This is a genomic window from Ramlibacter cellulosilyticus, from assembly GCF_014297465.1.
Classification (GTDB): Bacteria; Pseudomonadota; Gammaproteobacteria; order Burkholderiales; family Burkholderiaceae_C; genus Ramlibacter; species Ramlibacter cellulosilyticus.
Map to the genome: position 1 here is coordinate 152,507 of NZ_JACORT010000001.1, position 25,960 is coordinate 178,466.

The following is a 25,960-nucleotide window of genomic DNA, read 5'->3' on the forward strand; positions in this document are numbered from 1 at the left end:
TGCGTACTTTGACCTTCGCATCGTTGGGACTCTCGCCGGCACTCGCGCATGCATGCGCCGAAGCCGGCTTCATGGCGCCGTCGCCGATCCAGGTGGAGGCCATCCCGCCCCTGCTGCGCGGCCAGGACCTGCTGGGCCTGGCGCCCACCGGCTCGGGCAAGACCGCCGCCTTCGTGCTGCCGCTGCTGCAGCGCCTGCTGGCCAGCCACCCGGGCGGCTACCGCAAGGTGCGCGTGCTGGTGCTCGTGCCCACGCGCGAACTGGCCGCCCAGGTGGGCGACGTGTTCCTGCGCCTCGCGCCTGCGTCCGACCGGCCGCTGAAAGTCGCGGTGCTCCACGGCGGCGTCTCCGTGAATCCCCAGATGCTGCGGCTGCGCTCCGGGGCCGACATCGTCGTCGCGACGCCGGGCCGCCTGCTGGACCTGCTCGATCGCAACGCGGTGCGGCTGGACGCCGTGCAGGTGCTGGTGCTCGACGAAGCCGACCGCCTGCTGGACCTGGGCTTCGCCGCCGAACGCGAGCGCGTGCTGGGCGTGCTGCCCGGGCGGCGGCAGAACGTGCTGTTCTCGGCGACCTTCCCGCCGGACGTCGAGGACCTCGCCGGCGCGCTGCTGCACGACGCGGTGCGCGTGGAGGCGGAGACCCAGGTCGAGGCCGCGCCGGACATCGAACAGCGGACGATCGCCGTCGACGCCGCGCGCCGCACGGAGCTGCTGCGCCACCTGGTGCAGCAGGGCGGGTGGCGCCGCGTGCTGGTCTTCGTGGCCACGCGCCACGCCACCGAGCACGTCGCGCGCAAGCTGGCCGGCCGCGGCGTGCCGGCCGCGCCGCTGCACGGCGAGCTGAGCCAGTCGCAGCGCACGGGGGTGCTGCGGGACTTCCGCGAAGGCGGGCTGGACGTGCTCGTGACGACGGACCTGGCCGCCCGCGGCATCGACGTGCCCGGCCTGCCCGTGGTCGTGAACTACGACCTGCCGCGCTCTCCCGACGACTACGTGCACCGCATCGGCCGCACGGCCCGCGCGGGCGCGCGCGGCACGGCGGTGAGCTTCGTGAGCGCGGCCTCCGAGGCGCACATGCGCCTGATCGAGAAGCGGCAGGGCGTGCGCCTCGCGCGCGAGCAGGTCGCCGGCTTCGAGCCCGTGGAGGTGGAGCCGCCTGCGCCGCCCGACGCGGGCGTCGGCGGCATCAAGGGCAGGCGGCCGAGCAAGAAGGACAAGTTGCGGGCCGCGGCGGCGAAGGCGCAAGGGAACGGCGGCTAGCGCAACTTGGCCGGAATTCGGGGATTCCGGGCGGATCCGCGCATTGCGGCCCTGGCGCGGCCGTGCCCACAATAGCCGCCATGGACGCTTCCCGCCCCGCCCACCCCGGCAACTCGATGGCCACCCAGTGGCTGCTGAACATCGGCCATGCCATCGACCACATGTTCCTGCTGATCTTCGCCACGGCGGTGACCAGCATCGCCAGCGACTTCGGCATCGCGCGGTGGGAAGACCTCATGCCCTACAGCGTGGGCGCGTTCTTCTTCTTCGGCATCGGCTCGCTGCCTTCCGGCCGGCTGGGGGACCACTGGGGCCGCCGCAAGATGATGGTGGTGTTCTTCTTCGGGATGGGCGCCGCCGCGCTGCTGGTCAGCGCCACGCAGTCCCCGCTGCAGATGGCGCTGGCCCTGGCGCTCCTGGGTTGCTTCGCCTCCATCTACCACCCGGTCGGCATTCCCATGCTCGTGCAATCCGCCGTCCGGCCCGGCCTGACCATCGGCATCAACGGCCTGGTGGGCAACCTCGGGGTGGCCGTCGCGGCCGTCACGACGGGCTTCCTCGTCAAGTACGTCGGCTGGCGCATGGCCTTCGCGGTCCCGGGCGTCCTCTGCCTCGTCTTCGGTTGCGCCTTCGCCATCCTGGCGACGCGCGAGCAGGCCGCGCCCGCGAAGAAGAAGGCGGGTGCCGCCGTTTCCGCGCCGGGCGTGTCGATGGCCAGGCTGCTGCTCGTGATGACGGTGGCCGCGACCAGCGGCAGCCTGCTGTTCAACTTCTCGACGAACAGCAACTACGAACTGCTCACGGACAAGCTGCGCAGCATCCTGGGCGATCCCGCCCGCATCGGCGCGCTGCTGGCCGGCGTCTATGCCGCCGCGTCGCTGGCGCAGGTCATCGTGGGCCACCTCATCGACCGCATGCCGCTCAAGCGGCTGTACCTCGGGATCGTCGGCGCGCAGGCGATCCTGCTCGCCCTGGCAACGGTGACGGACGGCTGGGTGTTCTACGGGCTGCAGTTCCTGTTCATGGCTGCGATCTTCGGTGCCATCCCCTTCACGGACGCGATGATCGTGCGCTTCGTCGACGACAGCATGCGCTCGCGCGTGTCGGGCATGCGCCTGGCCGTGTCCCTCGGGGCGAGCTCGATCGCGGTCTGGATGATCGGCCCCGTGGTCAAGCAGGCGGGCTTCGCGACCCTGCTCGGGGTGATGACCGCAACCGCGGTCCTTTCGCTCCTGGTCCTGACGCAGCTGCCCGCCACGCCTGCGCCCAGGCGCGCGGATGCGTCACCGGTCCCGAAGCCGGCCTAGCCGAGGAGCTTCTTCGCTTCCTTCGGGTCCAGCCCGTACATCTCGGCGAACTCGGCCACCGTCTTGCCGCTGGCCTGGAAGGCGTTCTGCAGGGCCTGGCGGCGCGCGCCCCTCTCCGCCACGAGCGACAGCGCGTCCTCCAGGATCGCATGCACGTCGTCGTCGTGCGACGTGAAACGCTCGCGGTAGGCTTCGCGGCTCATCCCGGACGCCTCGATGGCGGCGGCCAGCTGCGCGACGGCTCGCTCGCGCGCCTGCTCCGGCGCCTTGCCGCTGCGGCGGCGGTACAGCTCCAGGACGGCGTGGTGCACGTGCTCGGGCGCGACGGGCTCCACCGGCTTCGCCTGCAGGTCGTGGCGGGGCAGCCCGGAAGCCACGGCCTCGATGTAGCGCGTGGAGCGCGTGTGCAGCCCCAGCGCCACCTTGAGCTCGGCCGCCGGCAGCGCCTCCGGGTGCGCCGCCACGAGGTCTTCGAAGACGCCGAGCTTGAGCGGCAGGAACCGGGCACCGAACAGCCGCGGATACAGCTCGAAAAGTTTATGGAGGAGCGGATGGACGGGCCGGGGAGGCTTGCGGGTCGTGTTCATGGCAGGGTCGGGTATTCTGCCGGCTTTCGTACCAGGGAAACCGAATGTCGACCTCCGAAGCACCCAAGAAGAATTCCGCCTTCATGAAGGCCCTGAAGCCCAGCCCCCAGCTGGCCGCCGTGATCGGCCCGGACCCCGTGCCGCGCACGGAGGTCACCAAGAAGCTCTGGGACTACATCAAGCAGAACAACCTGCAGAACCCCGCGAACAAGCGCAACATCCTCTGCGACGACAAGCTCAAGGCCGTCATGGGCAAGGACGAAGTCACGATGTTCGAGATGACGGGCCTCGTGGGCAAGCACCTGAGCGAGTCCTGAGCCCGTGCTTTCCGGAAGCTGCGCCTGCGGCGCCGTCCGCTACGCCTGCGCCGGCGAGCCCGTCGCGATGCTGAACTGCCATTGCGGCGACTGCCAGCGTGCGAGCGGGGCGCCGTTCGCGTCGGGCGTGGTCGTGCGGACCGCGGACCTCGCGATCTCCGGCACGCCGAAGGCCTACGCGGTGCGCGCCAGCAGCGGCAGGATGACGACGCGCGGCTTCTGCGGGGACTGCGGCACGCCGCTGTTCACGCAGGGCGAAGCCAACGCGCAGTTCACGTCGATCCGCTTCCCCACGCTGGACGATGCCTCCGGCTTCGCGCCGATGCTGGACATCTGGACGTCGCGCGCGCAGCCCTGGGTGTGCCTCGACGAGAAGATCCCCCACTTCCCCGAGTCGCCGCAGCCGCCGGCGTGACGACACGGGGACGCAGGACGCGGGTTTCTCCGCTTTCTCCGTCGCGGCCCCTTGTCTACCTTCGGCCGCATGAAGAAGCTCATCGTCGCGGCCGCCCTCGGCCTCTCCTGCGCTGCCGCCTGGTCGCAGCAAGTCAACGTGATCTGCTCGGTGCAGGCCGAGTGGTGCAACATGCTCGCCACCGTGTACGCCCGCACCACGGGCGTGAAGGTGAACATGTCCCTCAAGGGCTCGGGCGAGGCGCTCGCGCAACTGCTGGCGGAGAAGGAGAACCCCAAGACGGACGTGTGGTTCGGCGGCACCGGCGACCCGCACCTGCAGGCCGCGGAGCAGGGCCTGACGCTCGAATACAAGTCGGCCTCGCTGCCGCAGCTGCACGACTGGGCGCAGCAGCAGGCGAAGCAGGCGGGCTACAAGACCGTCGGCATCTACTCGGGTCCCCTCGGCTTCGGCTACAACCCCGAGCTGCTCGCCAAGCGCAAGCTGCAGGCGCCCAAGGCGTGGTCCGACCTGCTGAAGCCCGAATACAAGGGCGACATCCAGGTGGCGAACCCGGCGTCCAGCGGCACCGCGTACACGATGATCGCCACGCTGGTGCAGCTGATGGGCGAGGACAAGGCCTTCGACTACCTCAAGGGCCTGCATCGCAACGTGAGCCAGTACACGCGCTCCGGCACCGCGCCCATCAAGGCAGTGGCGCGCGGCGAGACGGCCGTCTCCATCAGCTTCGTGCATGACGGCCCGCAGGAGCGCATGGCGGGCTTCCCCATCGAGACGGTGACGCCCGCCGAAGGCACCGGCGCCGAGATCGGCTCCATGAGCATCATCAAGGGCGCGCGCAACCTCGAGGCCGCGAAGAAGTTCTACGAGTTCTGCCTCACCCCCGGTGCGCAGGAGCTCGCGGCCGCCGCCAAGCAGTACCAGTTGCCCAGCAACAAGGCCGCGAAGGTCGACGCCAACGTGCCGGACTTCAAGAAGATCCGCCTGATCAACTACGACTACGCGAAGTACGGCGCCAGCGCGGAGCGCAAGCGCCTCATCGCCCGCTGGGAGAAGGAAGTCAACTCGCTCCCGCGCTGATGCGCCGCGACGCGGGGCTCGCCATCCGCGCATGGGTGGTGCTGGGCCTCCTGGGCTACGTGGCCCTGCCCTGGTACGCGATCCAGGATGCCGGCTGGTGGGAAGCGGTGCCGCGGGTGTTCGGCGGTCCCGAGACGGCCAACGGCGTCGTGCAGGCGCTGCTGCACGGGCGCAAGTGGCTGCTCCTGGGACTGATCGGGCTGGTGGTCGCCGCCAGCGGCCTGGGCCAGCCCGCCGGCCGCAAGCAAGGCAGGTGGCTGCTGGCCGGCGGCCTCATCGGCCTCGTCGGCCTGGTGGCGAGCGGCTTCGCGATCGGTGCCAGGGGCTGGTCCTTCGGTTTCCTGGAGCGCGCCTTCGGCGAGCTTGCCATGCAGCAGTACGGCATGGGCGCCGGCGCTTTCGTCGCCCTCGTGGCGCTCACGGTGCTCACCGGCTTCGGCATCGCGCGCCTGGGATTCTTCCGCGGCGATCCCTTCGTGGCGGCGAGCGTGCTGGGGGCGGGCCTGTTGCTGCTGCTGTTCATCGCCTACCCGGTGGCGCGCGCGCTCTCGTCCGCCTTCCTCGACGACGAAGGGCGGCTGTCGCTGCTGGCGATCCACGCACGCATCGGCAACGAGCGCGTCTGGGGCCTCGGCTGCCTCGCGGGCGGCACGCGCTGCGGCGTCGCCTGGAACACGCTGCTGCTGGCGGTGCTCACGGCCGCGGGGACCACGGTGCTGGGCACCTTGCTCGCGCTGCTGGCGGAGCGCGGACCGGGCCGCTGGCAAGGGCCGCTGCGCGTGCTGGCGCTGCTGCCGATCATCACGCCGCCCTTCGTGGTCGGCCTGGGGCTGATCCTGCTGTTCGGGCGCGCGGGCATCGTCAACCAACTCCTCGAACACGCCTTCGGCGTGGAGCCCACGCGCTGGTTCTACGGCCTGCCGGGCCTGTGGATCGCGCAGCTCTTCGCCTTCACGCCCATCGCCTTCCTGATCATGCGCGGCGTGGTGCAAGGCGTGGCGCCCAGCCTGGAGGAAGCGGCCCAGACGCTGCGCGCGGACCGGTCGCGCACCTTCTTCACCGTCACGCTGCCGCTGCTGAAGCCCGGGCTGGCCAACGCCTTCCTCGTGGGCTTCATCGAGAGCGTCGCGGACTTCGGCAACCCGGTGGTCGTCGGCGGGCAGTACGCGGTGCTCTCCACCGACATCTTCTTCGCCATCGTCGGGGCGCAGAACGACCCCGGTCGCGCTGCTTCGCTGGCCTGGGTGCTCACGCTGTTCGCGCTCGGCGTGTTCGCCCTGCAGCGCGGGCTGCTCGGTCGCACGACCTTCACCACCGTCAGCGGCAAGGGGGACGCGGGCCTGGCGATGCCGCTGCCGGACAACGTGCGGCGCGCCGTGTATGCGGTGGCCATTCCCTGGCTCACCTTCACCGTCGTGATCTACCTCTTCGCCTTCATGGGCGGGCTCGTGCAGACCTGGGGCCGCAACTACACGCCGACGCTGCAGCACTTCCGCACGGCGTTCGCGCTGGAGTGGGGCGCCTACGGCATCGTGTGGGCCGGCACCGCGTGGAACTCGCTGTTCACGACGCTGAAGCTCGCCGCGATCTCGGCGCCGCTGACCGCGGGGCTGGGGCTGCTGATCGCGTGGCTGCTGGCGCGCACGCAGTTCCGCGGACAGGGGCTGTTCGAGTTCGCGGCGCTGCTCGCTTTCGCCATTCCGGGCACGGTGCTCGGGGTGAGCTACATCCTCGCCTTCAACGTGCCGCCTTTCGAGCTCACGGGCACCGGCCTCATCATCGTGCTGTGCTTCCTCTTCCGGAACCTGCCGGTGGGGGTGCGGGCGGGCACGGCGGCGTTCAAGCAGCTGGATCGCTCGCTGGACGAAGCGTCGCTCATGCTGCGCGCCTCGACGGCACAGACGCTGCGGCACGTGGTGCTGCCGCTGCTGAAGCCGGCGCTCGTCGCCGCTCTCGTCTACAGCTTCGTGCGGGCGATGACCACGGTCTCCGCCGTGATCTTCCTCGTGACCGCGGAGAACGACCTGGCCACCACCTACATCATCAGCCGCGTGGGCAACGGCGACTACGGCGTGGCGCTCGCCTACTGCACCGTGCTCATCGTGCTCATGTCGCTCGCCATCGCGCTGATCCAGTTCGCCGTGGGCGAGAGGCGCCTCGGCCGGCGCAGGATCCCCGTCGCACGGCAGGCCATCGCATGAACGGCATCGAATTCCGCAACGTCAGCAAGCGCTACGGCGACGATCCTTCGGCGCCGCTGGCCGTGCGCGACATCAGCTTCGCCGTGCCGGAGGGCACGCTCACCACCATCCTCGGCCCTTCGGGCTGCGGCAAGACGACCACGCTGCGCATGATCGCGGGGCTGGAGTCGCCGACCGCGGGCAGCATCTTCATCGCCGGCCGCGACGTGACGACGCTCGGGCCCGCGGAGCGCAACGTCAGCATGATGTTCCAGAGCTACGCCCTGTTCCCGCACATGAACGTGCTGGAGAACGTGGGCTACGGCCTGCGCATGTCGGGCGTGGCGAAGGCGCGCGTGGCGGAGCGGGCGCGCGAGGCGCTGGCGAACGTCGGCCTGGTGGGCTTCGACGATCGCGCGCCCGGCGAGCTCTCCGGCGGCCAGCAGCAGCGCGTGGCGCTCGCGCGGGCGCTGGTGCTCGAGCCCGCGGTGCTGCTTTTCGACGAACCGCTCTCCAACCTCGACGCGCGCCTGCGCCGCGAGATGCGCGAGGAGATCCGCGCGCTGCAGCAGCGCCTGCGGCTCACCGTCGCCTACGTCACGCACGACCAGAGCGAGGCGCTCGCGGTCAGCGACCAGATCATCGTGATGGACCACGGCGTGATCGCGCAAGCCGGCACGCCCGAGGAGTTGTACGAGCGTCCCGCGACCGAGTTCGTGGCCGGCTTCATGGGCGAGGCGATGCTGTTCGATGCCGTGGCTTCATCGGATGGTGGCGTGCGGCTCGGCCCGCTGCAGGTCGCGCCCCGCACCGGCGTGGCCGCGGGGCCGGTGAAGGTGGCCGTGCGGCCGGAGGCGTGGCTGATCGTTCCCGCGGAAGGCGCTGCGCTGGAAGGCACGGTGAACAAGGCCGCGTATCTCGGCAGCGTCTACGAGTACGTGGTGGAGACCGCGCTGGGCAAGCTGTTCGTGGTGTCGCCGGACCTGTCGCAGCGGCGCCGCGCGGGCGATCGCGTCGGGCTGCGGCTGGCGGAGCACGGCGTCTCCGTGGTGCCTGCGGCGGGCGCACGCTGACCGGCGCTCCTCCCCGCCGCGGGGCCGGGTGTCCTACTGCGCCGCCGCCCACGCGGCCTGCGGGATGGCGTCGGGGCACGGGTTCGCCGGCGTGGTTGCGATGGAACGCAAGGCCGACGCCGCCTGCAGCAGTTGCGCCTGGCCGCCCCCGGTCGCACGCGACATGGCAGCGAGGCTGCAGAAGGACCAGGCCTGGGTGTTCGCCGGTTCCGTCCGTGCGCGGTCCGCGTAGCTGCGGGCGATGCGCTCCAGGCGGTCGCGCTCGCCGGACGGAACGCCCGCGCCATCGCCGGCCAGCGTCAGGCGCGTGCCCATGCCCGGCGCCTGCCCCGGCTTGCACGCCTCCAGCGTCCTGGCGTCCACGACCCGCATGCAGTACGCGATGCCGTTGGTGGGATTGGTGAACTCGTAGAAGTTCGGCCCGGTCCGGCGGTAAGGCGACTCCTTGTTCGGCTCCTTGACTACCAGGACGTCGCCGCGGAATTCGACGTTGAGGGTGTAGCCGCTGCTCGTGGTGTACCGGCCATCGGCGGCGGGAGCCGCCGGTGCCTTCGCGGCGGCCGCGGGCGGCGCGGCCCGGGCGACGCGTTCCGCTTCCGCCGCCTTGCGCGCATCCTCCCTGGCCTGCCGTTCCTCGGCGGCGCGCCGCACCTCGGCCTCCCTGGCCTCGGCGATCGCGCGCTTCTGCGCCTCGGCCGCCGCGCGCTTTTCCTCGGCGATGCGCGTCGCCTCCGCGCGCTTTTCCTCGGCGAGGTGTTTCGCCTCCGCAGCCTTCGCTTCGGCTTCGCGCCGCGCGCGCTCCCGCGCCTCCGCGCGACGCTCCGCTTCCTCGCGCGCCTTCGCCTGCGCGGCCAGGCGCTTTTCTTCCGCCGCCTTCGCCTGGGCTTCGCGCTGGGCGCGGCGCTCGGCTTCGCGCGCCTGCGCCGGCGTGAGCCTGGGCTGCCGTTCTTCCTCCGCGGAGGCCTGCTGCTGCTCCACCTGCTTGCTGAGCGCCTCCACCTTCGCCTTCATCGCCGCCAGCTCCGCCCGGAGGTCGGCTTCGGAAGCGGCCTGCGGCGCCTGCACGGCGGGGGCCGCCACGAAGCCGTGCGTGGCCGCGGCCAGTTCCGCGGGCGTCGCCGCCCGCAGCGCATGCTTCTCGGCATGGAGCACGTTGGCGGCTGCGTCGAAGCGCAGCGTTTCCGCCGTGAGCACGCCCAGCAGCCCCGTGCCGGTCATCCGCACCGAGCCGTCCTCCAGGATCCGGCCCAGGTACTGCACGGCCCCTTGCTCCACGAATTCGAGCTGCTTCGCGGCGGCGTCGTAGCGCACGAGGTATTCGGTGCCCTGGCACTTCGCGGCGAGGCAGAACCCGCGCTGGAAGCGCATTGCGGCGCCGGGCACGATCCACTGCACGTCGCGCCAGACGCTCGCCAGCTCGCCGGGCACCGCGCTCAGCCAGGGTTTGCCGGCCACTGCGGCAAGGTCGCCGAAACGTTGGCGCTGGAGCGCGGCGTCTTCGGTCGCCAGGCGCTGGATGGCGTCCGTGATCTCCGGGCGTGCGGCGACCCCCTGCGCCGAGGCTTGCGACAGCGTGATCGCGAGGAGCGCGCCGGCGCGCGCGAGACCGGAGAGCAGGGGACGACGTGCGTGGGCCATGCGGTCGAGTTTACAACCCGTCACATCCGGCGGCTCGTGCTGCCCGCCGCAGGTCCCAGGGGCGCTCAGCCGAACTGAACGCAGCGCATGCTGAGCGTGCCGGACTGGAAGGACGCGTAAGCCGTCTTCAGCTTGTCGGTGCGATCCGCCGCACCCAGCGCGTAGAGGAAAGGCCAGTAGTGGTCGGGCGTCGGCACCGCCATGCGGGCGCCGGCGTCGAGGCGCTCGTAGTCCACCAGCGCCTTGTCGTCGCGCGCTTCCAGCGCGAGGCGGATCGCATCGTCGAAAGACTGAGCCCACGGGGCGCCGGCGCGCGCCGCTTCCGGCACGCCGCGCTGCGTGGCGCGCAGGTTGTGGACGACGTTGCCGCTGCCCATGACCAGCACGCCGCGATCGCGCAGCGCCGCCAGCCTGCGTCCCACCGCATGGTGGAAATCCGCAGGACGGTCGTAGTCGATCGAGAGCTGGAACACGGGGATGTCCGCGCGCGGGAACATGTGGTGCAGCACCGTCCACGTGCCGTGGTCGAGGCCCCACTCGGTGTTCTCGCGGGCGCGCAGCGGCGCGACGGCGGCGAGCGCCTGCCGCGCGAGCTCCGGCGCGCCCGGTGCGGGATAGCGCATCTCGTGCAGGGCGGCCGGGAAGCCGCCGAAGTCGTGGATCGTGCGGGGCTGCGCCTGCACGTCCACGAGCGTCGCGCCGGGCGTGAGCCAGTGGGCCGACACGGACAGGATGGCCGTAGGGCGCGGCAGCTCCGCCCCCCAGGTGCGCAGGCGGCGGGTGAATGCGTTGTCCGAGATGGCGTTCATGGGGCTGCCGTGGCCCACGAAGATGACCGGCATGCGCACCGGCTTGGCGCCGGTGGCCGCGAGCACGGCGGAAGCCGCGGTGGAGAGCGCGGCGATCGCGGAAGTGGCGGAGGCGAGCCGCAGGACGCGGCGGCGGGTCGGAAGGAAGGATTCGGTCATGGAACGGGCGGAGCTCGATGGCTGAGCTTGGCGGGAACCGAAAGTTCCCGTGCCCGTGCCGCTCAGAGATCCAGCACCAGCGTGGGCGAGCGCCCGCGGGACACGCAGATCATCATCGACTTGTTCGCCGCCTGCTCCTGCTTCGTCAGGATGCTGTCGCGGTGTTCGACATCGCCACAGAGCACGCGCGTTTCGCAGGCCCCGCACATGCCTTCGCGGCAGCTGTGGTCGGGATTCACGCCGGCGGCAAGCACCGCGTCCAGGATGGACACGTCGGGCACCACCTCGATCACGCGCCCCGAGCGGCGCAGTTCCACCGAGCAGGTGCCCGTCGCGGTGGAAGGAGCCTGCTCCACCGGGCTGAAGCGTTCGAGGTGCACGTTCTGCTGGCCGAGGTCGGCGCAGGCCGCCTCGAAGGCCGTCAGCATGGGCGCGGGCCCGCAGCAGTAGAAGTGCGTGTCCGCCGGCTTGCCGGCCAGCAGCTTGCGCAGGTCCGGCGGGCCGCCCTGCGCGTCGTCGAAGTGGTGGCGCAGTTCCACGTGCGGGTGCTGCGCCGCGATGGCTTCCACTTCCTCCAGGAAGGCGGCGTCGGCGCGGCTGCGCGCGCAGTGCAGGAACTCCACGCTGCGGCCCAGCGAGGCAAGCCGGCGCAGCATGGCCAGCAGCGGCGTCACGCCGATGCCGCCCGCCACCAGCACGCTGCGGGGCGCGTCCTCCACCAGGCGGAAGTTGTTGCGGGGGGCGGAGATCTGCAGCTCGGTTCCGAGCCGCAGCTGCTCGTGCACCTGGCGCGAGCCGCCGCGGCTGTCGCGCGCCTTCAGCACGCCGATCACGTAGCGGCGGTCGTTGGCGCCATTGAGCAGCGAGTAGCTGCGCACGAGGCCGTTGGCGAGATGCAGGTCGATGTGCGAGCCCGGCTCGAAGGCGGGCAGGCTGGCACCGGCCTCGGCCGGCTGCAGTTCGACGCTGATCACGTCGCGCGCCTCGATGCGCAGCGCGTGCACGCGTGCCTTCAGGAGAGCTTCGCCCATGGCGTCCCCTACATGATGTGCAGGCCGCCGTCGACCATGAGGGTCGTGCCGGTGATGAAGGAAGCCTCGTCGGAGGCGAGCCAGAGGATCGGGTTCGCGATCTCCTCCGGCGCGGCCCAGCGGCCGATCAGCGAGGTGGTGGAACGCTCGGTCTTGAGCTTCTCCACGTCCTTGCCGCCCGCCTGCGCGCGGCCGATGTGGAAGTCGGTCAGCGTGGAGCCGGGGCACACCGCGTTGGCGCGGATGCCGTGCGGCGCCTCCTCGAAGGCGAGCGTGCGCGTCAGCGCCAGCTGGCCCGCCTTGGTGGCGTCGTAGATCGGCATGCCCTTGCGGCCCGTGACGGCGTAGCAGGAAGAGACGTTCACGATGCTGCCGCGGCCCGACCTGCGCAGCGCGGGCAGCGCGGCGCGGCAGTAGTTGGCCGTGCCCACGAGGTTCACGTTCACCACTGCCTGCCATTCCTGCGCGCTGGCGTCGGCCACCGCGCTGTAGCTGCGCGCCGCCGCGTTGTTGACCAGCACGTCGATGCCGCCGAAGCCTTCCAACGTGTGCGCGACGGCCAGGGCCGCGAGCGATTCGCTGGAAACGTCGGCGGCGAAGTACGCGACGCGGGCGCCCCGCACTTCCGCGCGGATGCGCTCCGCGGTCGCGCGGAGCGCGGCCTCGTCGCGATCGACCAGGCTCACGGCCGCGCCTTCACGGCAGAAGAGGGTGGCGGTGGCGGCGCCGATGCCCGCGCCGCCACCGGTGATCAGCGCCGTCTTGCCGGCGAGGCGGGGCGCGCTCATTCGACCTTCGCCCCGGTGGCCTTGATCACCTTGCCCCACTTCGGGATCTCGGTGGCTATCCAGCCGGCGAACTGCTCCGGCGTGCCGGCGACGACCTCGAACTCCATCTCGTGCAGCTTGGCCTGGATGTCGGGCATCTTCAGGATCTTCACGATCTCGCGGTTGTAGCGGTCGATCACGTTGCGCGGCGTGCCGGCCGCGGCGAGGAAGCCGATCCACGACGTCGCCTCGAAGTTCGTGTAGCCGGACTCGGCCAGGGTCGGCACCTCGGGCGTGCTCGCGAAGCGCTTCAGGCCCGTGGAGGCGAGCAGTTTCAGGCGGCCTTCCTTCGCGAAGCCCTGCACGTTGCCGGGAACGAAGAAGCCCATGTGGATCTGGCCCGCCACCATGTCGGTGAGGGCCGGGCCGGCGCCCTTGTAAGGCACGTGCGTCACGTTGATGCCCGCCGCCTCCTTGAACATCTCCATGGTCAGGTGCGAGGCGCTGCCGACGGCGATCGACCCGTACGAGTACTTGTTCGGATCCGCTTTCGCCTTCGCCACGAGGTCCTTGATGCTCGCGATGCCCAGCTTCGGGTTCACCACGAGGTACTGCGCCGACTTGACGGCCAGCGTGATCGGCGCGAGGTCCTTCACCGGGTCGTAGGGCATCCGGTCGAACAGCGACGGGTTGATCGCCAGCGGCCCGTTGTAGCCCGCCAGCAGCGTGTGGCCGTCGGCCGGCTGCTTGGCGACGTAGTCGGCGCCGATGTTGCCGCCGGCCCCCGGCTTGTTCTCCACCACGACGGGCTGGCCGAGCGCGTCACCCAGCTTGCTGGCCACGAGCCGCGCGAGCACGTCGTTGGTCGTGCCTTGCACCGGCACGATGATGCGCACCGGCTTGGAAGGGGCCCATTCCTGCGCGTAGGCGCCCTGGCACACGGCGGCGGCGCCGAGCAGGCCCAGGATGACGCGGCGGTTCAAAGCGATCATGGTGTCTCCTTGTGGTTTGTTTCGTCAGATCGAATGCACGGGGCTGGACAGGTCGTCGGCGAGGTGGTCCTTGGCCCACTCCACCGGATCCGTCTCCTTGGGCAGCAGCACGCCGGCGGCGCGCACGTGCTGCGACGTGGCGTTCAGCGCCGGCGGCTCCGCGCCTTGCGTCAGGCCCACCGCCGCGTCCACCAGCATGCGGCGCGCCATCACGATGGCCTTGTCGGTCGGGAGCAGGTTCTCCGCCGTGTGGTCCTGGATCGCGCCCATGCTCTCCTGCAGCGAATAGTCTTGCGCCGCGAAACCGAACACGCCGGAGTAGCTGCGCTTGTCCTTCTGCGCGGTGCGGTCGATCAGGTAGTCGTTGTCGCGGTTCGCCGCGGGCACGAACTGGCCGGGCTTGCTCTCGTCGTAAGGCACGTGGATGCCCTGGCCGGCGCGCAGCGCGGCGAGCTCCTCCTCGTCGAGGGGACGGTCCGGGCGGAAGTTGATGCTCCAGGCCCAGCAGTTCTCGTCGTCGATCGGCACCCACACGTGGCCGGCCAGCGAGTGGTCGCCGAAGGGCGGGATCAGCGTGAACCAGGGGAACAGGAACTGCGTGACGCGCCAGTAGTAGGAGTCCGGGTCGCCGTTGCGGCGGCCGAAGAGCGTCAGGCCGAAGTCCTGCTTCTCGATCGTGAAGATCACGTTGCCGTCGGCCTTGATGTAGTCGAGGGCCTTGCAGTCCTTGTGGAAGGGATCGTTGTCCACCTCGTGGCGGTGCACGAAGGAGACGTGGCTGGTGTCGATGCCGCCTTCCATGGCCTGCAGGTAGTTGGAATACTGCAGGCGCTTGGACACGAACACGTGGCTCTCGGGCAGCAGGCACCACTCCAGCTCGGGCGGCGCCGGCTTCTTGTCCTCCGGACCCATGTAGGCCCACACGATGCCCGCGCGCTCCACCGTGGGATACGCCTTGATGTGCATGCGCGCGCAGGACTGCGGGGACGAAGGCACATCGACGCACTTGCCGTTGCGGTCGAACTTGACGCCGTGGTACGCGCAGCGGATGCCGTTTTCCTCGTTGCGGCCGAAATATAGCGACACGCCGCGGTGCGAGCAGAACTCGGAGACCAGGCCCACCTTGCCTTCGGTGTCGCGGAACGCCAGGAGCTTCTCACCCAGCAACTGCACGCGCACCTGCGGGCCGTCGGCCTCGGCGATCTCGCTGGAGAGCAGGGCCGGCACCCAGTAGCGGCGCATCAGGTTGCCCATGGGCGTTCCGGGCCCGGTGCGGGTCAGCAGTTCAGAGGTTTCCTTGTTCATCGCGGCTCCTGGGTGTGACGGCGGAAAAGCTGGAACGTGTCCGCCTGGTGGTCAGTGCGGCTCATTATACGGACACCTTGCGCCAGATCAAACTCCTTGTCCGCAGGTCGGACATAATGCGGAGGGGCTTCCGATGCCCTGATTCCAGAGGGGAAAAGGGAGACGGACATGGCGCAGGAACTGGAGAAACAGGGTGAAGGTGTCCGGGCGGTGGACAGAGCGCTGGACATCCTGGTGGCCTTCACGGCGGAAGACACGCAGCTGAGCGCGGGCGAGCTCTCGCGCCGCACCGGCCTGAGCCGCCCCACGCTGTACCGGTTGCTGCACACGCTGGGGCAAAAGGGCTTCGTGCTCGCGGAAGGCGAGCCGCAGCGCTTCCGGCTGGGGCCCGCCGTGGGCCACCTCGCACACGTGTGGAGTTCGGGCATCGACCTCACCACGGTCGCGCAAGAGGGCATGAAGCGCATCCAGGACGAGACCGGCGAGACCGTGGCCTTGTTCAGCCGTGTCGGCGGCGAACGCGTGTGCGTCGCCGAACTCCCGAGCCGGCACCCCTTGAGCTTCAAGCGCGGCGTCGGTTACCGCGAGCGCATCGCCCTGGGCGCCAGCGGCCGCGTGATCCTGGCCTACGTGGACGACGAGACGGTGCAGGCCGCGGTGCGCGCGGGGCCGCTGCCGTTTGCGCGCAAGCGCTTCGACGAGGACCTCGCGAAGATCCGCGAACGGGGCTGGGGTGTGAGCCGCGACGAGCTCATCGAAGGTGCCGTGGCCATCGCCGCGCCCTTCTTCCGCGCCGGCGGCGTGGTGGCGGGTTCCATGGCGGTGTTCGGCCCCGCCGTGCGCATCGACGAGACGCGCGCGGCGGAATTCGGCCGCCTGCTCGCCCGCGAGGCGCAGCAGCTGTCCGCCACGCTCGGATGGAAGCCCGCCGCGGACTAGTTCAGTGCTTCGGGTGCGCGGCAACGTCGCCGCGCCCGGTGCCCGGGGGAGCGCCCGCGAGCAGCAGCTGCTCCAGCTCGTCCCGGTCCACCGGCTTGGTGAGGTGGAAGTCGAAGCCCGCTTCGCGCGTGAGCTCGCGGTCGCGGGCCTGCCCCCAGCCGGTCACGGCGATGAGGCGGACGTCCCGGCCGACCCGGGCACGCAACGCGCGCGCGACCTCGAGCCCGTTCATGCCCGGCATGCCGAGGTCCAGGAGCACGATCTCCGGCTCGAGCTCGAAGGCGATGCGCAGGCCTTCCTCGCCGCTGTGTGCCACGCGCACGTCGTGGCCGTCGTGCGCCAGCAGCGACGCGAGGCTGTTGGCCGCGTCCTCGTTGTCGTCGACCACCAGCACGCGGCGCGGCTGCGTCGTGCGATCGCGCTCTTCCACGGGCTGCTCGGGGCGCTGCACCCCTCCGGCCAGCAGCGGCAGGCGGATCGTGAACTTGCTGCCCCTGCCCGCGCCTTCGCTCTGCGCCTGCACCGAGCCGCCGTGCAGCTCGACGAAGCCGCGCACCAGCGCGAGGCCGATGCCCAGGCCGCCGTGGCTGCGCTCGCGGGCGCTGGCCACCTGCGAGAACATGCCGAAGATGCCGGCCAGGTGTTCGGCCGGGATGCCGATGCCCGTGTCGGCAACGGAGATGCACGCGTGCTGCCCCTCGCGCCAGGACGACACCGTGATGTGCCCGCCCCGCGGCGTGAACTTGGCGGCATTGTTCACCAGGTTCACGACGGCCTGCGTGATGCGCGTGGTATCGGCATGGGCCAGCAGGGGATCGGCATGGGAGTGCAGTTCCAGGTGGTGGCCCGCTGCCTCCAGCGCCGGCCTGGCCGCATTCACCGCGTCGTGCACGCAATCCTGCAGCGAGACCTTCTCCTTGTGCAGCATCAGCTTGCCCTGCGTGATGCGCGAGACTTCGAGCAGGTCGTCCACCAGGCGCGCGAGGTGGCGCGACTGCCGGTCCAGGATGTCGCGGCTGCGCGTGACCAGGGGCGGCAGCGCACCGGCGCGCTTCATCAGCTCCACGGCGTTGCGGATCGGCGCGAGCGGGTTGCGCAACTCGTGGGCCAGCGTGGCCAGGAATTCGTCCTTGCGCCGGTCCGCGGTGCGCAGCGCTTCCTCTTCCGCGTGCTGCTGGCTGATGTCCGTGTTGGTGCCGAACCAGGCGAGCACCTGGCCCTCCGCATCCTTCAGCGGCGTCATGCGCGTGAGGAAGGGGCGGAACCCGCCGTCGGCAGCGCGCAGAGGGAACACCATCTCGAAGGTCTCGCCGGTGTCGAAGCTGCGGCGGATCTGTTCCACCACCGCCGGCAGCACTTCGGGGTCGTGCACGCGCCGCCAGCCCCAGCCTTCCACTTCCTGCAAGGTCGTGCCGGTGTATTCGTACCAGCGCCGGTTGTACCAGTAGACCCAGCCGTCGGGCCGCGCCATCCACGCGAGCTGGGGCATGCCGTCGGCGAGTGCGCGGAAGCGCGCCTCCAGTTCCGCGGTGGCCTGCGCGCTCTGCTTCTGCACGGTGATGTCCGCGGCCACGCCGAACAGGCGCGTGGCGCCGCCTTCCTCGTCGCGGATGGCCTGGCAGCGCGCCTCCAGCCAGCGCCAGCTGCCATCGGCGTGGCGCAGGCGGAATTCCACCGCGAGTTCTTCCTCGGAGACCGCGGCGGCGTCCATCATGCCGCGCAGGACGACGCGGTCCGCGGGATGCACCCGTTCGAAGATGAAGGCGTCGGACCCGCCCAGCGCCGCGGCCGGCCAGCCGGTCAGCTCCTGCACTTCCGGGCTCCACCAGGTCGTCTTGTGCGCGAGGTCGCGCGTCCACGCCGCCATGCGGCCGCCGTGCATGGCCAGGCTCAGCACTTCGCGGCTTTCGCGCAGCGCCGCTTCGGAGCGCGCGGTCTCCTGCGCCGCGGCCAGGTCGCGGTAGATCTTCCAGTGCTCGCCGAGCAGCATCACCAGCACGACGGAGGACGCGATCGTGGAGTACACGCGGCCCGCGTAGAAGCCGAGGTCGTAGCGTCCGGCGTTGAAGATCGAGACCAGGGCGATCTCGAAGAAGGTGGTGCACAGCATCACCATCAGCCAGAGGTCGAGCACGGAGTGCGGGCCGCGGCGCTGCCACAGCACGGCGAGCGCGAGGGCGGTCACCACCCAGGCGCCATAGCGGCCGATGTTGAAGGCCGACGAGTAGTGGATGCCGGCAAGCATCGGCGGCAGCAGGTCGTTGCCGAGCGTCGTGAGCAGCGTGCACGCCGCTGCGAGGCCGAGCACCACGAGCAGCGCGCGCACGATCGCCCGGCCGGCCGGGGCGGCGAGGGGGGCTGCGCGGCCCCGCAGCACCGCGTAGGCGATCACGGCGAGCGGCATGCCCATGTGCCAGAGCACGTGCAGGTAGCCCGTCGTCTGCGCTCCACCGCCCACGATGCCAGTGCGTGCGAAGACGTCCGGGAAGCTCAGGAGGTGCACGCTCGCCATCACCGCGGCGAAGACGTAGCCGCTGGCCAGCACCAGCACCGCCTTGTCGCGCGTGAGGCGCAGCTGGCCGAACAGCAGGGCTGCCGTCACCAGGTCGTTGATGATCAGCACCGACTGGAACAGCGGGATGAACCAGGCGGCCGGCGCGAGCGGCAGGGCGGCCAGCGGGGCGAGCCCGAGGAAGACACCCGTGGAGAGCGCCACCATGACGAGCGCGGCGCGGCGCGAAGACGCGTCGGCCGGACGGTCGGTCAGGGTGGCCGGTGCGTTCCGGCCCGAGGCGAACCGGAGCGGGGCGGGCGTCGCGGGAGGCATGGATGGGGCAGGGGCGTCCTGTTGCCATCCATGCTATCGACGCTGCGCGCCGGTGGGGCGTCAGCTTGCGGCTCGTGCGGCCGCCGGGACGGTCTTGCAGCCGTCGGCGTCATGCGACACCGCCGGGGATCAAGCCGCGACCAGCTCCAGCACGTCGCGGCCGGCCTGGCGCCGGCCGAGCTCCATGTCCTTCACCAGCGCCCAGACGCGCTCGTTCCAGGGCACCGGGCGGCCCAGGCTGCGGGCCTTGCGCACGACGTAACCCGTGAGGTGGTCCACCTCGGTGCGGCCGCGCGACTCGAAGTCGGCGACCATCGACAGGCGCCGCGTGCCCAGCGTCTCGCCGTGCGCGCGCAGTGCCTGGTGGAGCACCTGCGCCCGCGGTGCCCCGTCGGCCAGCCACTGGTCCGCCGGCACGCCGAGCACGGGTTCCGGCTCCACGCCACTGTCGCGTGCGGTGGCAAGGATCTCCTGCGTCAGGCCGATGATGACGCGGCGCGCATCGGCATCCGCATGCAGGCCGTGCGCGTCGAGTCCCGTCAGCAGGAGCAGCGGGTTGCCGGTGGAGTTGAGCACCAGCTTCATCCACCGGTACCCCAGCAGGTTGGCGGTGGCGGAGGAAGTGCCGCAGGTGCCGAACAGTTCCACCAGCCGGCGCAGGCGCGGCGAGTCGCCGCCCGCGTATTCGCCGGTGCGCAGCTGGTCGGGGCCAGGCAGCACGCGCACGCGGCCGGGACCGGCCAGGCGAGCGCCGAAGATCAGCGAGCAACCCAGCGTGCGCTCCGCACCCACGGCCGCGGCGATCAGGTCCTCGTTCAAGCCGTTCTGGCACGACACCACGCAACCCTGGTCGTCCAGCAGCTTCCGCACGAGAGGCAGGACCGCCTCCGTGTCGTCGCTGCGGACGGCCAGCAGCACGACGTCGAACGCCGCGGCCGGCGCCGCGTCGTCGTAGCCGTGGGCCGCGACGGCGAAGCGCTGCTCGCTGCCATCCGCCGCCTCCAGCACGAGCCCGCCGGCCTGCAAGGCCTGCACGTGCTCGCGCCAGCCGTCGAACAGCGTCGTGCGGATGCCGTGCTGCGCCAGGTGTGCGGCGATGCGGCACCCGATCGCGCCGGCACCGACGATGGCGATGCGCAGGGGGGCGAGGTCCTGCACTCAGTCCGCCTTGATGTTCGCGTCGCGGATCAGCTTGCCCTTGTTCTCGTAGTCGCGGCGCTGGATCGCGATGAGGTCGGCGGGGCTCCCGGCGACGACGACGAGGCCGCTCGCGACGAGCTTCGCCTTCACTTCGGGGTCGCGCAGGGCCTTGTTGATCTCGTCGCTCAGGCGTTTCGCGATCGGCTCCGGCAGGTTGGCCGGGCCGAAGAACGCGAGCCACGAAGGCATGTCGAAGCCTTCGAGCGTCTCGGCCATCGTGGGCACGTTGGGCAGGCCCTCGTAGCGCGAGGTGCTGGTGACGGCGATTGCCTTGAGGCGCCCTTCCTTCACGTGCGGCAGCACCGTGATGACGCTGGCGAACAGCATCGGGATCTGGCCGCCGATGGCGTCGTTGAGGGCCGGGCCGCCGCCGCGATAAGGCACGTGCACGAAGGGCACGCCGGTGCGCTGGCGCAGCAGCTCGCCGGAGAGGTGGTGCGGCGAGCCCGTGCCGGAGCTGCCGTAGCCGCCCTTGTCGGGGTGCGCCTTCACGTAGGCGATCAGTTCGCGCAGGTTGTTCGCCGGCACCGAAGGGTGCACCACGAGCGCGATGGGGTTCAGGGCGGCGAGGGACAGGGGCGTGAAGTCCTTCAGCGGCTGGAACGACGGCTTGGCGGCCAGGTGCACGTTGGCGGCGTGCGTCGCATCCGTGCCGAGGCCGAAGGTGTAGCCGTCGGCGGCGGACTTCGCGAGCAGCTCGGTGCCGATGTTGCCGCTCGCGCCGCCGCGGTTGTCGACCACCACCGGCTGCCCGAGGGCGGCGCCGACCTTCTGGGCCACCAGGCGGCCGAGGGCATCGGTGGACGCCCCCGGCGGATAAGGGACGATGAGCTTCACGGGCTTGTCGGGCCAGGCCTGCGCGAGGGCGAGGCCGGAAAAGGACGACAAGGCGAGGGCGGCCAGCGCCAGGCCGGCTTCACGACGTTTCATGGTGTCTCCAGGGAGTGGGGGCCGGCGCGAGGGGGGATCAAATGTCCGGACTTTCGTATGTTAGGGCCTGGGACGACCTTTCGTCAACGAAAAGGGCCCGTTTCCGCGCGCGGAGGATGGGCGTTCGCGCGTTCCTTCCGTATCATCGGGCCACTCCGAAAACGCGCGCATGACTCCCAGAAAAACCGCTGCCGCCGCACCCGCCACGGGTCCCCGTTCCGTCCGTTCGCTGGCCGCGCACGCGGCGCCGCGCTACATGCGCGTGGCCGACGCGCTGATCGCCGAGATCGAGCAGGGCACCTACCCGGTGGGCGAGATGCTGCCCCCGGAGCTGGAGATCGCGGAGCAGTACGGCGTCTCGCGCTACACCGCCCGCGAGGCGATCCGCAAGCTGACCGAGCTGGGGCTCATCACGCGGCGCGCCGGCATCGGCACCACGGTGACCTCGGCGACCGCGCAGTCGAACTACAGCGCGCGCATCTCGGACATCGACGAACTGATCCACTACGCCAAGGAAACGCGGCTCAAGATCCTCGGCGAGGAATGGGTGAAGGTGGAAGGCCCGCTCGCCGAGGTGCTGAAGCCCGCGAAGGGGCAGACCTGGCTGAAGGTGACCGCGCTGCGCTACCCGCAGGGCAGCCGCAAGCCGTTCTCGCACACCACGATGGTGGTGCAGCCCGCCTATGCGCGCATCCGCGAGCGCATCCGCGAAAGCGGCGCCGCCGTGTACCGGCTCATCGAGGAGATGTACGGCGAGCGCATCTCGGAAGTGAAGCAGGAGATCACCTGCCTCGCGCTGGACAAGGAGCAGGCGACGCTGCTCGGCGAGAAGGCGGGCAACCCGGCGCTGCTCGTGTACCGGTACTACCTGGGCAAGGACTCCAACCTGCTGTCGGTGTCCATCAACATCTATCCGCCGGACCGCTTCAAGCTCGTCACGAGCTGGCGCCTCGACTGGAAATAGAAGAAGGGACGGCGCGATGCGCCGCCCCCCGGTGCGTCACAGCGTGACGATCACCGTCTTCAGCTGCACGTAGTGCGCCAGGGCTTCGCGGCCCTTCTCGCGGCCGATGCCGCTCTGCTTGTAGCCGCCGAACGGCGTCTCGACGCCCCCCGAGGGGTACTCGTTCACGTACACCTGGCCGGCTTGCAGGCGTGCGGCCACGCGGTGCGCGCGGGACAGGTTCTGCGTCCACAGCCCCGCGGCCAGGCCGTAGTTGGTGTCGTTGGCCATGCGGATCGCATCGGCTTCGTTCTCGAAGTCCAGCACCGCGCAGACGGGCCCGAAGATCTCCTCGCGCACCACGCGCGAGTCTTCCGGCAGGCCTGCCAGCACGGTGGGCTCCACGAAGTAGCCCTTCGCATCCTTCACCTTGCCGCCGGTGACGACCTGCGCGCCTTCCTCGCGCGCGATGCCGAGGTACTCGCCGACTTTCGCGAACTGCGGGGCGGTGATGATGGGGCCGACCTGGCAATCGTCGCCCGCGCCGACCTTCAGCTTCTCCACCTCCGCCTTCAGCAGCGCGACGAAGCGGTCGCGCACGCTGCGATCCACGAGGATGCGCGTGCCGGCGATGCAGGCCTGGCCCGCGTTGACGGTGAAGCCGCGTGCGGCGCCGCGTGCCGCGGCTTCGAGGTCCGCGTCGGCGAACACGATGTCGGGCGACTTGCCGCCGAGTTCCAGCGTGACGGGCAGGATGCGGCCCGCCGCCTTGATGCCGATCTCGCGGCCCGCACGCAGCGAACCGGTGAAGGCGATCTTGGCCACCAGCGGATGGTCGACGAGGGCGGCGCCCGCTTCGAGGCCCGTGCCGGTGACGACGTTGAGCGCGCCCGCCGGCAGGCCGCACGCGACGGCGATCTCCGCCAGGCGCAGGCTGGACACCGAGGTGAACTCCGAGGGCTTCACCACGACCGCGTTGCCCGCAGCCAGGGCCGGTGCCGCGGCCCGGGCAGCCTGGTTGATGGGCGCGTTCCAGGGGGTGATCACGCCGATGACGCCGTAAGGCTCCTTCAGCGTGTAGCACAGCTTGCCGGAGCCGATGTCGATCGTCTCGCCTTCGATGGCCGGCGCGAGGCCGCCGTAGAACTCGAAGTACTGCGCGGCGATCTCGATGTCCACGCGCGCCTGCGGCAGGGGCTTGCCGGTCTCGACCTGCTCGATGCGGGCGAGTTCGTCCGCGCTCGCGCGGATGGCGACGGCGATCTTCTGCAGCACGCGGGCGCGGTCCAGCGCCTTCACGCTGCGCCAGCCCTCCACCGCTGCCGCGGCGGATTGCACCGCGCGGTCGATGTCGGACGCGTCGCCACGCGCGATGCGGAACGAAGCTTCGCCCGTGCGCGGATCGATCTCGCTGAGATGCTGGCCGCCGGCGGGCGCCACGAAGGCGCCGCCGATGTGGTGGTTCCAGGGCGTCTGCGTCATGCGAGCGGCTTGAAGTCGATGCGCTTGGCGATCTCGCCCCACTTCTTGTACTCGTGGGCGATCATGGCGCTGAACTCGGCGGGCGTGGCGGTGGCGCTCACGTTGAGGCCCAGGCTCTCCAGTCCGGCGATGACCTTGGCATCCTTCAGCGAGGCGAGCACGGCGCGGTTCATCGCGTTGGCGGCCTCGTTGGAGCCGCTGGCGGGCAGGAAGAACCCGAAGAAGTCGTCGGTCACCAGCTCCGGGCGGCCCAGCTCCTTGAAGGTCGGCACGTCCGGCAGGTTCTTCAGGCGCTCGGCGCTGGAAACGGCGATGAAGCGGGCGCGGCCGCCGCGCACGTGCTCGATCAGCGAGGGGATGGTGGCCATCTGCGCCGGGATCTGGCCGGCGATCAGGTCGTTCACGGCGAGCGAGGCGCCGCGGTACGCCACCATGGTCAGGGGCGTCTTCGTCAGGCGCGCGAGGTATTCGGCGGTGAGGTGGATGCCGGTGCCGGCGCCGCTGGTACCGTAGGACGCGTTCTTCGGGTCCTTGCGCGCCCAGGCCAGGTACTGGTCCAGCGTCTTCACTTCCGCGGGAACCGCGGGGCCCACCGCGAGGCCGAACGACGCGGTGGCGATCTTCGTCACCGGCTTCAACTCGGTGAGCGGGTCGTACGAGAGCTTCTCGAAGACGTGGGGGAACAGCACGATCATCGCGCCGGGCGTGAACAGCAGCTCCGAGCCGTCTGCCTTGTACTTCGTGAACTGCGTGATGGCCATGCGCGCGGCGGCGCCCGGCTTGTTGTCCACGATCATCGCGTCCGCGTAGTTGCCGCGCACCTGCTCGAGCACGAGGCGGGCCACGCTGTCGGCCATGTCGCCGGGCGGGAAGCCCACGGTGACGCGCGCGTTCTTGTGCAGGTTCTCGGCGAACGCGCCGGGCAGCGCGAAGCCCAGGGCGGCGGCGGCTGCCCCGCCCAGGACGTGCCTGCGATGGATGGATTGCATCAGGGTCTCCTTCGGTGGTGGATGGTTGTTCAGGGGATGAGGGCGGCCGCCTTCTCGCCGACGACGAACGACACCGCGTTCGTGTTGGCGGAGACGATGTTCGGGATGACGGAGCAGTCGGCGACGCGCAGGCCGCGCACGCCGTGGACGCGCAGTTCCGCGTCGACGACGGCATCCGCGTCGCGGCCCATCCTGCAGCTGCCCGCCCAGTGGTGCATGGACTGCGCCGTGTTGCGCACGTAGTCGAGGATCTCGTCGTCGCTCTGCGCACGCGGGCCGGGCGCGAGCTCCGCGCTCACGCGCTGCTTCAGCGGCTGGTGCTGGAAGATGGAGCGCACGTGGCGCACGGACTTCACCGCCACGTCCCGGTCCCAGGACGTGCTGAGGTAGTTGGCGTGGATCTTCGGCGCGGCGAACGGGTCGCCGCCGGCCACCGTCACGCGCCCGCGCGACTTCGGGCGCAGGTTGCACACGGAGACGGTGAGTTCCGGGTTGCGGCCGATCTCCATCGTGCCGTTCGGCGTGAATGCCCAGCTCACCGGGCGGAAGCAGATCTGCAGGTCGGGGCGGGTCACCGCGTCGCTGCTGCGCATGAACACGCAGGCCTGCGAGGCGCCGGTGGTGAGCGGCCCCTGCTTGGCGAGCAGGTAGCGCACGCCGTGCATCATCGCCCGCACGCCCCGGAAGTCGGCGTTCAGCGAACTCTCCGCGTCGCAGCCGAAGGTGTGGTGGATGTACATGTGGTCCTGCAGGTTGCGGCCCACGCCCGGCAGCGCGTGGCGCACCGGGATGCCGGCCTGCTGCAGCGTGTCGGGCGCGCCGATGCCGGAGTTCAGCAGGATCTGCGGCGAACCGAAGGCGCCGGCGCTGAGGATCACTTCGCGGCGGGCGTTGACCTGCGCGAGGCGGCCGCCGACGCGGATCTCCAGCCCCGTCGCGGTGCGCTGTTCATCGAGCAGCACGCGGGCGACCTGCGCGTCCGTGAGCACCGTGAGGTTGGGGCGCTTCCCGAGGACCGGGTAGAGGAAGGCCTTGTCGGCGCTGTGCCGCACGCCGGCGGCGATGTTGAACTGGATCAGGCCCACGCCATCCGGGCCGCCGTCGTTGAAGTCCGGGTTGAAGGGGATGCCGAGGGCCTGCACGGACTGCATGAACTCCCGCGTGGAGCCGTGCACGTACAGCGGGTCGCAGATCTGCAGCTCGCCGCTCGTGCCGCGCTGCGCCGAGCGGGCGGCGTCGCGCCGTTCCAGCTTCTTGAACAGGGGGAGCAGGTCGTCCCAGCCCCAGCCTTCCAGCCCCATCGCGCGCCACTCCTCGTAGTCCTGCGGGTGGCCGCGGAAGAAGGCCATGCCGTTGATGAGGCTGGAGCCGCCGAGGCCGCGGCCCCGGGGCGCATACACGCGGCGGTTGCGGAGTTCGGGTTCCGGCTCGGTGTGGAAGCCCCAGTTGTGCGGGCCCGGGAAGATGAGCCTGGACACGCCGGCGGGCATGTCGACCCACAGGCTGCGGGGACGCGGGCCGGCCTCGAGCAGCAGCACCGTGCGGTTCGGGTCTTCCGAGAGCCGGTTGGCGAGCACGCATCCCGCGGTGCCGGCGCCCGCGACGATGTAGTCATACGAGGGGAGCATGTTGTGGCTGTTCTATCGAATGTCCGTACATTCAGTGTAACCGGGTTCGACCGCGCGGCGGAATACCCCGCGGCGGCGCTCCGGTTCCCTCGGGTGGCGC

22 protein-coding genes are annotated in these 25,960 nt (G+C 70.7%); 9 read left to right on the forward strand and 13 right to left on the reverse strand.

Features of this window, described 5'->3' with window-relative positions; genetic code table 11:
• Window positions 1-8 precede the first annotated feature (8 nt).
• Both H8N03_RS00770 and H8N03_RS00775 read left to right on the forward strand, forming a co-directional pair.
• A complete protein-coding gene (locus H8N03_RS00770; RefSeq protein WP_187075177.1) occupies window positions 9-1,262 on the forward strand; it encodes a DEAD/DEAH box helicase in 1,254 nt (417 codons plus the stop codon).
• Window positions 1,263-1,342: 80 nt separating this feature from the next.
• The gene (locus H8N03_RS00775; RefSeq protein ID WP_187074211.1) at window positions 1,343-2,569 is read left to right on the forward strand and encodes an MFS transporter; all 1,227 of its coding nucleotides are present in this window, start codon (window positions 1,343-1,345) and stop codon (window positions 2,567-2,569) included.
• Here H8N03_RS00775 and H8N03_RS00780 read toward each other — a convergent pair.
• Window positions 2,566-3,156: a ProQ/FINO family protein gene (locus H8N03_RS00780; RefSeq protein WP_187074212.1), complete on the reverse strand. Its 591-nt coding sequence runs from the start codon at window positions 3,154-3,156 to the stop codon at window positions 2,566-2,568. The two genes, H8N03_RS00775 and H8N03_RS00780, sit on opposite strands and share 4 nt — an antisense overlap.
• Before the next feature lie 44 nt (window positions 3,157-3,200).
• On the opposite strand from H8N03_RS00780, the gene H8N03_RS00785 reads away from it, so the two are divergent.
• The 5 genes from H8N03_RS00785 to H8N03_RS00805 all read left to right on the forward strand — a co-directional run bounded on the left by H8N03_RS00785 (window position 3,201) and on the right by H8N03_RS00805 (window position 8,221).
• Window positions 3,201-3,473: an SWIB/MDM2 domain-containing protein gene (locus H8N03_RS00785; RefSeq protein ID WP_187074213.1), complete on the forward strand. Its 273-nt coding sequence runs from the start codon at window positions 3,201-3,203 to the stop codon at window positions 3,471-3,473.
• A gap of 4 nt (window positions 3,474-3,477) precedes the next feature.
• Complete coding sequence (locus tag H8N03_RS00790) at window positions 3,478-3,888, forward strand: GFA family protein (protein WP_222622785.1); 411 nt, start codon at window positions 3,478-3,480, stop codon at window positions 3,886-3,888.
• A gap of 69 nt (window positions 3,889-3,957) precedes the next feature.
• Window positions 3,958-4,968 carry an ABC transporter substrate-binding protein gene (locus H8N03_RS00795; RefSeq protein ID WP_187074214.1) on the forward strand — a complete coding sequence of 337 codons (1,011 nt, stop codon included), beginning with the start codon at window positions 3,958-3,960 and terminating at the stop codon, window positions 4,966-4,968.
• Entirely contained in the window at window positions 4,968-7,169 is a 2,202-nt protein-coding gene (locus tag H8N03_RS00800) for an ABC transporter permease (RefSeq protein WP_187074215.1), read from the forward strand. Before H8N03_RS00795 ends, H8N03_RS00800 begins: the two co-directional genes overlap by 1 nt.
• Window positions 7,166-8,221 carry an ABC transporter ATP-binding protein gene (locus H8N03_RS00805; protein ID WP_187074216.1) on the forward strand — a complete coding sequence of 352 codons (1,056 nt, stop codon included), beginning with the start codon at window positions 7,166-7,168 and terminating at the stop codon, window positions 8,219-8,221. The genes H8N03_RS00800 and H8N03_RS00805 overlap by 4 nt, the downstream gene beginning before the upstream one ends.
• A 33-nt stretch (window positions 8,222-8,254) precedes the next feature.
• Here the strand turns inward: H8N03_RS00805 and H8N03_RS00810 are convergent, their stop codons facing one another.
• The 6 genes from H8N03_RS00810 to H8N03_RS00835 form a co-directional block, all read right to left on the reverse strand.
• Complete coding sequence (locus H8N03_RS00810; RefSeq protein WP_187074217.1) at window positions 8,255-9,859, reverse strand: hypothetical protein; 1,605 nt, start codon at window positions 9,857-9,859, stop codon at window positions 8,255-8,257.
• Window positions 9,860-9,924: 65 nt separating this feature from the next.
• Complete coding sequence (gene ygiD / locus H8N03_RS00815; RefSeq protein WP_187074218.1) at window positions 9,925-10,827, reverse strand: 4,5-DOPA-extradiol-dioxygenase; 903 nt, start codon at window positions 10,825-10,827, stop codon at window positions 9,925-9,927.
• 62 nt (window positions 10,828-10,889) lie between these two features.
• On the reverse strand, window positions 10,890-11,858 hold the full coding sequence (locus H8N03_RS00820; RefSeq protein ID WP_187074219.1) for a PDR/VanB family oxidoreductase: 969 nt from the start codon (window positions 11,856-11,858) through the stop codon (window positions 10,890-10,892).
• 8 nt (window positions 11,859-11,866) lie between these two features.
• Window positions 11,867-12,646, reverse strand: coding sequence for an SDR family NAD(P)-dependent oxidoreductase (locus tag H8N03_RS00825; RefSeq protein WP_187074220.1), 780 nt, complete (start codon window positions 12,644-12,646; stop codon window positions 11,867-11,869).
• Window positions 12,643-13,617 carry a Bug family tripartite tricarboxylate transporter substrate binding protein gene (locus H8N03_RS00830; protein ID WP_187074221.1) on the reverse strand — a complete coding sequence of 325 codons (975 nt, stop codon included), beginning with the start codon at window positions 13,615-13,617 and terminating at the stop codon, window positions 12,643-12,645. The genes H8N03_RS00825 and H8N03_RS00830 overlap by 4 nt, the downstream gene beginning before the upstream one ends.
• 24 nt (window positions 13,618-13,641) lie before the next feature.
• Window positions 13,642-14,922 (reverse strand): aromatic ring-hydroxylating dioxygenase subunit alpha, encoded by a 1,281-nt coding sequence (locus H8N03_RS00835; RefSeq protein WP_187074222.1) that lies wholly within the window; start codon window positions 14,920-14,922, stop codon window positions 13,642-13,644.
• A 210-nt stretch (window positions 14,923-15,132) separates the two neighbouring features.
• Between H8N03_RS00835 and H8N03_RS00840 the strand changes: the two genes are divergently transcribed.
• The gene (locus H8N03_RS00840; protein WP_354005056.1) at window positions 15,133-15,861 is read left to right on the forward strand and encodes an IclR family transcriptional regulator; all 729 of its coding nucleotides are present in this window, start codon (window positions 15,133-15,135) and stop codon (window positions 15,859-15,861) included.
• A gap of 1 nt (window position 15,862) precedes the next feature.
• Here the strand turns inward: H8N03_RS00840 and H8N03_RS00845 are convergent, their stop codons facing one another.
• From H8N03_RS00845 to H8N03_RS00855, 3 genes are all read right to left on the reverse strand, one after another.
• A complete protein-coding gene (locus H8N03_RS00845) occupies window positions 15,863-18,688 on the reverse strand; it encodes a PAS domain-containing protein (RefSeq protein ID WP_187074224.1) in 2,826 nt (941 codons plus the stop codon).
• 129 nt (window positions 18,689-18,817) lie between these two features.
• Complete coding sequence (locus H8N03_RS00850) at window positions 18,818-19,846, reverse strand: ketopantoate reductase family protein (protein ID WP_187074225.1); 1,029 nt, start codon at window positions 19,844-19,846, stop codon at window positions 18,818-18,820.
• Window positions 19,847-20,818, reverse strand: coding sequence for a Bug family tripartite tricarboxylate transporter substrate binding protein (locus H8N03_RS00855; protein ID WP_187074226.1), 972 nt, complete (start codon window positions 20,816-20,818; stop codon window positions 19,847-19,849).
• A 169-nt stretch (window positions 20,819-20,987) separates the two neighbouring features.
• On the opposite strand from H8N03_RS00855, the gene H8N03_RS00860 reads away from it, so the two are divergent.
• On the forward strand, window positions 20,988-21,782 hold the full coding sequence (locus H8N03_RS00860) for a GntR family transcriptional regulator (RefSeq protein ID WP_187074227.1): 795 nt from the start codon (window positions 20,988-20,990) through the stop codon (window positions 21,780-21,782).
• A 36-nt stretch (window positions 21,783-21,818) separates the two neighbouring features.
• On the opposite strand, the gene H8N03_RS00865 is transcribed toward H8N03_RS00860, so the two are convergent.
• The 3 genes from H8N03_RS00865 to H8N03_RS00875 are packed head-to-tail and all read right to left on the reverse strand — an operon-like array spanning window position 21,819 to window position 25,860.
• The gene (locus tag H8N03_RS00865) at window positions 21,819-23,243 is read right to left on the reverse strand and encodes an aldehyde dehydrogenase family protein (protein WP_187074228.1); all 1,425 of its coding nucleotides are present in this window, start codon (window positions 23,241-23,243) and stop codon (window positions 21,819-21,821) included.
• A complete protein-coding gene (locus H8N03_RS00870; protein WP_187074229.1) occupies window positions 23,240-24,232 on the reverse strand; it encodes a tripartite tricarboxylate transporter substrate-binding protein in 993 nt (330 codons plus the stop codon). The genes H8N03_RS00865 and H8N03_RS00870 overlap by 4 nt, the downstream gene beginning before the upstream one ends.
• A gap of 29 nt (window positions 24,233-24,261) precedes the next feature.
• Complete coding sequence (locus H8N03_RS00875; protein WP_187074230.1) at window positions 24,262-25,860, reverse strand: GMC family oxidoreductase; 1,599 nt, start codon at window positions 25,858-25,860, stop codon at window positions 24,262-24,264.
• Between the last annotated feature and the right edge of the window lie 100 nt (window positions 25,861-25,960).